4 protein-coding genes and 1 pseudogene are annotated in these 4,510 nt (G+C 59.0%); 1 reads left to right on the forward strand and 4 read right to left on the reverse strand.

Features of this window, described 5'->3' with window-relative positions; translation table 11 throughout:
- Nucleotides 1-404: pseudogene (locus tag RMO15_RS25440) on the forward strand (gfo/Idh/MocA family oxidoreductase); the annotation flags it as partial.
- 2 nt (nt 405-406) lie between these two features.
- On the opposite strand, the gene RMO15_RS25445 reads toward RMO15_RS25440, so the two are convergent.
- From RMO15_RS25445 to RMO15_RS25460, 4 genes are read right to left on the reverse strand one after another with little or no spacing between them, the layout of a single operon-like run.
- On the reverse strand, nt 407-2,170 hold the full coding sequence (locus RMO15_RS25445; RefSeq protein WP_309719334.1) for a hypothetical protein: 1,764 nt from the start codon (nt 2,168-2,170) through the stop codon (nt 407-409).
- Nucleotides 2,053-3,165, reverse strand: coding sequence for a 23S rRNA (adenine(2503)-C(2))-methyltransferase RlmN (rlmN, locus tag RMO15_RS25450; RefSeq protein WP_309719337.1), 1,113 nt, complete (start codon nt 3,163-3,165; stop codon nt 2,053-2,055). Before rlmN ends, RMO15_RS25445 begins: the two co-directional genes overlap by 118 nt.
- 6 nt (nt 3,166-3,171) lie before the next feature.
- Entirely contained in the window at nt 3,172-3,684 is a 513-nt protein-coding gene (locus RMO15_RS25455) for a hypothetical protein (protein ID WP_309719339.1), read from the reverse strand.
- A gap of 59 nt (nt 3,685-3,743) precedes the next feature.
- Complete coding sequence (locus RMO15_RS25460) at nt 3,744-4,307, reverse strand: hypothetical protein (protein ID WP_309719342.1); 564 nt, start codon at nt 4,305-4,307, stop codon at nt 3,744-3,746.
- Nucleotides 4,308-4,510: the final 203 nt, after the last annotated feature.

A 4,510-nucleotide genomic window follows, 5' to 3' on the forward strand; every position in this document is an offset into this window, starting at 1 on the left:
TCCCTAAACCCAAAGACTTCGGGGATGACGAAGTGCCACGCACCGGAGCCATTCTCTTTGGCGAAAAGGGAATGATTGTCCATGGCTCACACGGGGGAGGTGGCTGCCATATCTTGCCCGAGAAGCTCCGAAACGAGAACACGGGAAGCAATGCACCCAAAGAGACCATTCCGCGAGTCAAGGGCCATCACTGGGACTGGCTTGAGGCGATCCGAACGGGACGGCAGGCGGGCTCTAACTTTGACTATGGCGGACGGCTCACGCAAGTGGCGCTTCTGGGAGCCATCGCGATTCGCTTCCCCGGCCAGACCCTCAAGTGGGATGCAAAATCGGTGCGCTTTACCAACAACAATGCCGCCAATGCCTACATCGCCCCGCCCTACCGAAAGGGCTGGAAGCTGTAAATCTAAGTCGGGAGCAGGGTGACGGTGTTTTTGTGGATCGTGAAGCCGAGCCGCTCGATACCGTCTGCCTGCTTTCCCCAATCCGCGAGGCGGTCGTTGGTGAGCAGGGGGGCATTGTGGGCATGGGCCTCGGTGAGAAGTAGCTCATCGGCGCTGGTTCCCGGGAGAGTCTCGCGGACAATATGCCGATCCACCAGCGCTGCGTAGGCAGCTTTCTCGGTGACAACATGGCGCAGGTTGGCATCCGCGATGCAGATCACGGGAAAGAAGCCGCGCAGGAGTAAGAACTCCCGAAGTGCGACAAGCTGCACCGTTGAGCCGGTAGTTTTTTTATTTACTAACGCCGCCAGAGGGTCGCCAATGTGTCGTGCAACATTGGACGCATCCACGACAATCGGACGCAGGCGCGACGCGGTCAGTGTCGCCAGGCTAGGTGGGCTGAGGCGGCCCACGGCCTCCAAGAGAGCATCTGCAATGCTGGGATCGCTGGCACGAAGCGCCTGCAAGCCAGCCCGAGCCTGGCTCACCAGCGTGACGTCACCTTCGTCTATGGCCTGCACCAGCTTTCGCGCCGTCACCGTGGCTGCGCTCTTCGATTTTGTCGGGAGCGCGACGGTCGCATCGGGGGCAAGCACCGTGGCACGGGCCTCGGGCAGGAGCTGGGGGTATTTTTTTCCGACACTCTCCAAGCCCTTGGTCAGACAGGCAAAGGCAGCGGGGCGGGTGAGGCGCTGGCGCAGCCAGCTCAGGCCCAGTGCCTCAAGCTCCCCCCGGCGCTCGGCCATGGCGAGGAGCTTCTGGAGCAGTACTCGCTCTGCCGTATTTGGAGTGTTTCGGGTAAACGAGCGCAAGAGCGCCTCGGACGCTTCCAGAGGCTGGCCTGCACTCAGAAAAGCCTCAGCGGCGCCTCGGGACTGCTCCGAGGCATCGGGAGCGCCCAGGCTATCGAGGGCCAGTGCATAGGCTCCCTGAATCCCTGCCCGTGCAATGAGGGAGAGGGTATCGTCGGTGAGAAGCTCACGACAGAGCGCAAGGACGGTCGCATCGTGACCACGCTGAAGCAGGCGATTCAGCGCCTCAGGTACCCAGGAAGTCGGTGGCTCCAGCGTGGGCGCAGGGACACTGATCGTTGGAGCTGTCGCCTTCACCACCACGGGCTCAGGAACTTTCCGGCGCCGCTCACGCTCAAGTTGTGCCTCGCGTGTCTCCCGTGCCTGGCGCTCGGTGTCTCGCTCTATTAGGGCCGCATCCCGCTCCTTTTCACACTGCACGAGTCGCGCACGAAGCTCGGTCAGCTCCGCGTCTTTTTCTCGCAGAGCCGCCCGTAGCTCTTTCACCTTCGCCTTAAGCTCACCCTCCTTCGAAGAGGGAGGGTCGCCGAGGGACGAGGCGGGGTGGGAAGGGGCTGACGGCTGGGGAGATGTCACCGTCGCTGACACAGGCTCCAGGCTCTCTATCGCCTCCGCTAACTTCGGATTTTTGGGCAGTGCCTCCGCCAGACGCTTCAGAACAATCGGATTCCTCAGAGTCTCGACACCGGGGCGAAACCCCGCGCTGATCTGTGCCGTCACCGCAGGCTCGCCCTTGAGTAAGCGCTGGATCTCTTTCTGAGGAAGCGTGGCAAGCCGCTCTCGCCACTCCTCCGCTGTCATGCGGCGGGCTCCAGAGCGGGCTCGGTTGGCTCCGCGACAGGTATCTGGGAGAAGAGAGGCAAGGGGCGCATGGCGGAGCCGGGCTTGAGCGCGGAGCGCTTGAGTTGCCCACACGCGGCGGCGATCCGGTGGCCTTTCTCGTAGCGCTGGGTAATGGTCACGCCGTACGAGGCGACAATCTCTCGAAACAGACGAGCCGCCTCAGGGGTGGGGCGCTGGTAGCGTGCCTCGACATCGGTGGAGTTGTAGGGAATCGTGTTCACAGCGCAGAGTGGCTGGCGGCGCAGCAGCTCGCCCAGCTCATGCGCCTCTTTTTCCGTGTCGTTCACTCCGGCCATGAGAACATACTCGAAGGTAATGCGTCGGCGCGTCGTGTCCGTGTAGTGGCGGCAGGCTTCCATGAGTCGCCCGATGGGGTATTTTTCATTCAGCGGCACCAGCTCGGAGCGGAGTGTGTTATTGGGGGCATGGAGCGAGACAGCCAATGTGATGGGCAGGTCTTCCGCCGCCAGTTTCTCCATCCCTGGCACAACACCCACCGTCGAGACCGTCATGTTCCGGTACGAGAGCCCGACTTCGTCGTGGAGCAGGTGCAAGGCTTTGAGAACATTGGGCAGGTTGATCAGCGGCTCGCCCATTCCCATGAGTACTAAGTGCGAGATACGCTGCTCGGGGTGCTTTGCCTGCATAAACAAGAGCTGATCTACGATCTCTCCTGCCGTTAAGTTTCGTGCCAGCCCCTCGGTGCCCGTCGCGCAGAATGAGCATGCCATCGGGCAGCCCACCTGCGACGACACACACACCGCAGTTCGGTCTTCATAGGGCAGGTAAACCGCCTCGATTACCTCATCATCGGTCAGGTTGAGCAGATACTTCTCCGTGCCATCGGGAGCGCTTTGAACACTTCTTTCCGAGCAGGGTGCAAGCTGTGTCTCAGCGGCAAGCTTCTCACGGAGCGCCTTGGGCAAGTCCGAGAAAGCATCGAAGTCACGGGCAAAACGGGTATAGAAACCACGGGCGAGCTGCTTCCCGCGATAGCCAGGAAGGCCCATCTCGGTCAGGAGTGCCGTTAGCTCTTCGGTAGTGTTACCAATTAAAGTGGGGGTCATTACCCCCTAGTATAGCGCACGTCGACGGAACCGTAGCCGAGGCTGTCTCTCTTCGCCGAAGCGATCTACTCCATCGGCGAGATCACAGGCGAGATCCAGTAAAAATCGGAGGCGCTCGGGCTGAAGTGTGGCACAAGAGATCTGGAGCGTCTGTTCCTTGAGCTGTATATGCCACCGATCCCAGACGCGTCGAGCAAAGGCGAGTGTGCTAAGCTGCATCGCCGCTAGCTCCGTGATCCAGGGAAGGCTTGGCACGGGGCCTTCGCTGCTCAGCTCATCGTAGAGCCGAGCGGCGTTTCGGGTGCGAATGGCAATGGTGACAGACTGGCCCTTGCGCGTGATCTGGATAGCCCGACCCCGGTAGACCCCCGCACCCTGTAAGCCCAGCCCCAGTGTCTTCAGGCTACGCCGCCAGTGCCCCCGTGCATACCAGGCCATAGCCATCAACCCAAGCGATGTAAGCGCCCCTGCAATCCCGACACCAAGCGGTACTCCACCGCTAAAATCATTTGCCAGCATACTTCCAGAACGATTGGCTACCCTAGGATGTTCCACTCTGTGAGCTTTTCCATTAAACATTACTCCTCTATCGTCCAATAGCGCTGGTTTGGTTGGATCGTTCGAACAATTCTGATGCTTGAAGCAAGAGTGTAGTACACCAGGATTTCTTCGTCATGGGATTTATCAACACGAACCAGGTTCACATGAAGCAAGCCAAACCAACGGGCTGGACTACCTGCGTACCGATCAAAAAAGTGAATCCAGTTCCCACAGCCGCCTGCCATCCGTTTCGCAGTTTCATCAAACTCTTTCTGCCGTTGTACCAGCGTGTCAGTGGCGAGTAAATCGAGCTGGTTACTCGTGCTGTAAATAGCCAGCCACAAGGGCCAGCGGGTGAGGGGGATGGAGAGGAGAAGGGCGAGGCAGGCAATAAGTGCGTTTCGCTGGTAAGTGAGCGTGCGAAAGTCACGGCGGAGGCGCACCTGATGTGTCCAAGCGAGTGCGCCAAAGAGGATGGGGAGGAGGGAAAAGGCGGCTGCTGTCCAGATAGTATGGCTCCGAAAGCCTAGCGCTGATAGAAGCAGAATACAGAAAATTGGGGAGAGGACAAACCCCAAGCCCGTCTTAGGTGTGATGCGCATGTTGCAGTATATCAGGCACTGTTAGTAATACTAGGTTTCTTATTTTACCTCATTTTTTATCGCAAAATACCCATAATTTGGTCGTAAATCGCTAGGTCATGCTTCCGTTAATATTTTGTGACCGGCTGTCATTTTGGAGACACACATAGATGAATCGTGCTATTGTAAAGGGTATTGCCCTAGGTTTTGTGGCGGCTGTACTT

Origin of the sequence: Armatimonas sp., from assembly GCF_031410135.1 — a bacterium.
Lineage (GTDB): Bacteria > Armatimonadota > Armatimonadia > Armatimonadales > Armatimonadaceae > Armatimonas.

What these genes read in the sequence shown, in the direction of transcription:
- rlmN (WP_309719337.1), bottom strand. Translation starts at nt 3,165, where the DNA reads ATGACCCCCACTTTAATTGGTAACACTACCGAAGAGCTAACGGCACTC.
- RMO15_RS25455 (WP_309719339.1), bottom strand. Translation starts at nt 3,684, where the DNA reads ATGCTGGCAAATGATTTTAGCGGTGGAGTACCGCTTGGTGTCGGGATT.
- RMO15_RS25460 (WP_309719342.1), bottom strand. Translation starts at nt 4,307, where the DNA reads ATGCGCATCACACCTAAGACGGGCTTGGGGTTTGTCCTCTCCCCAATT.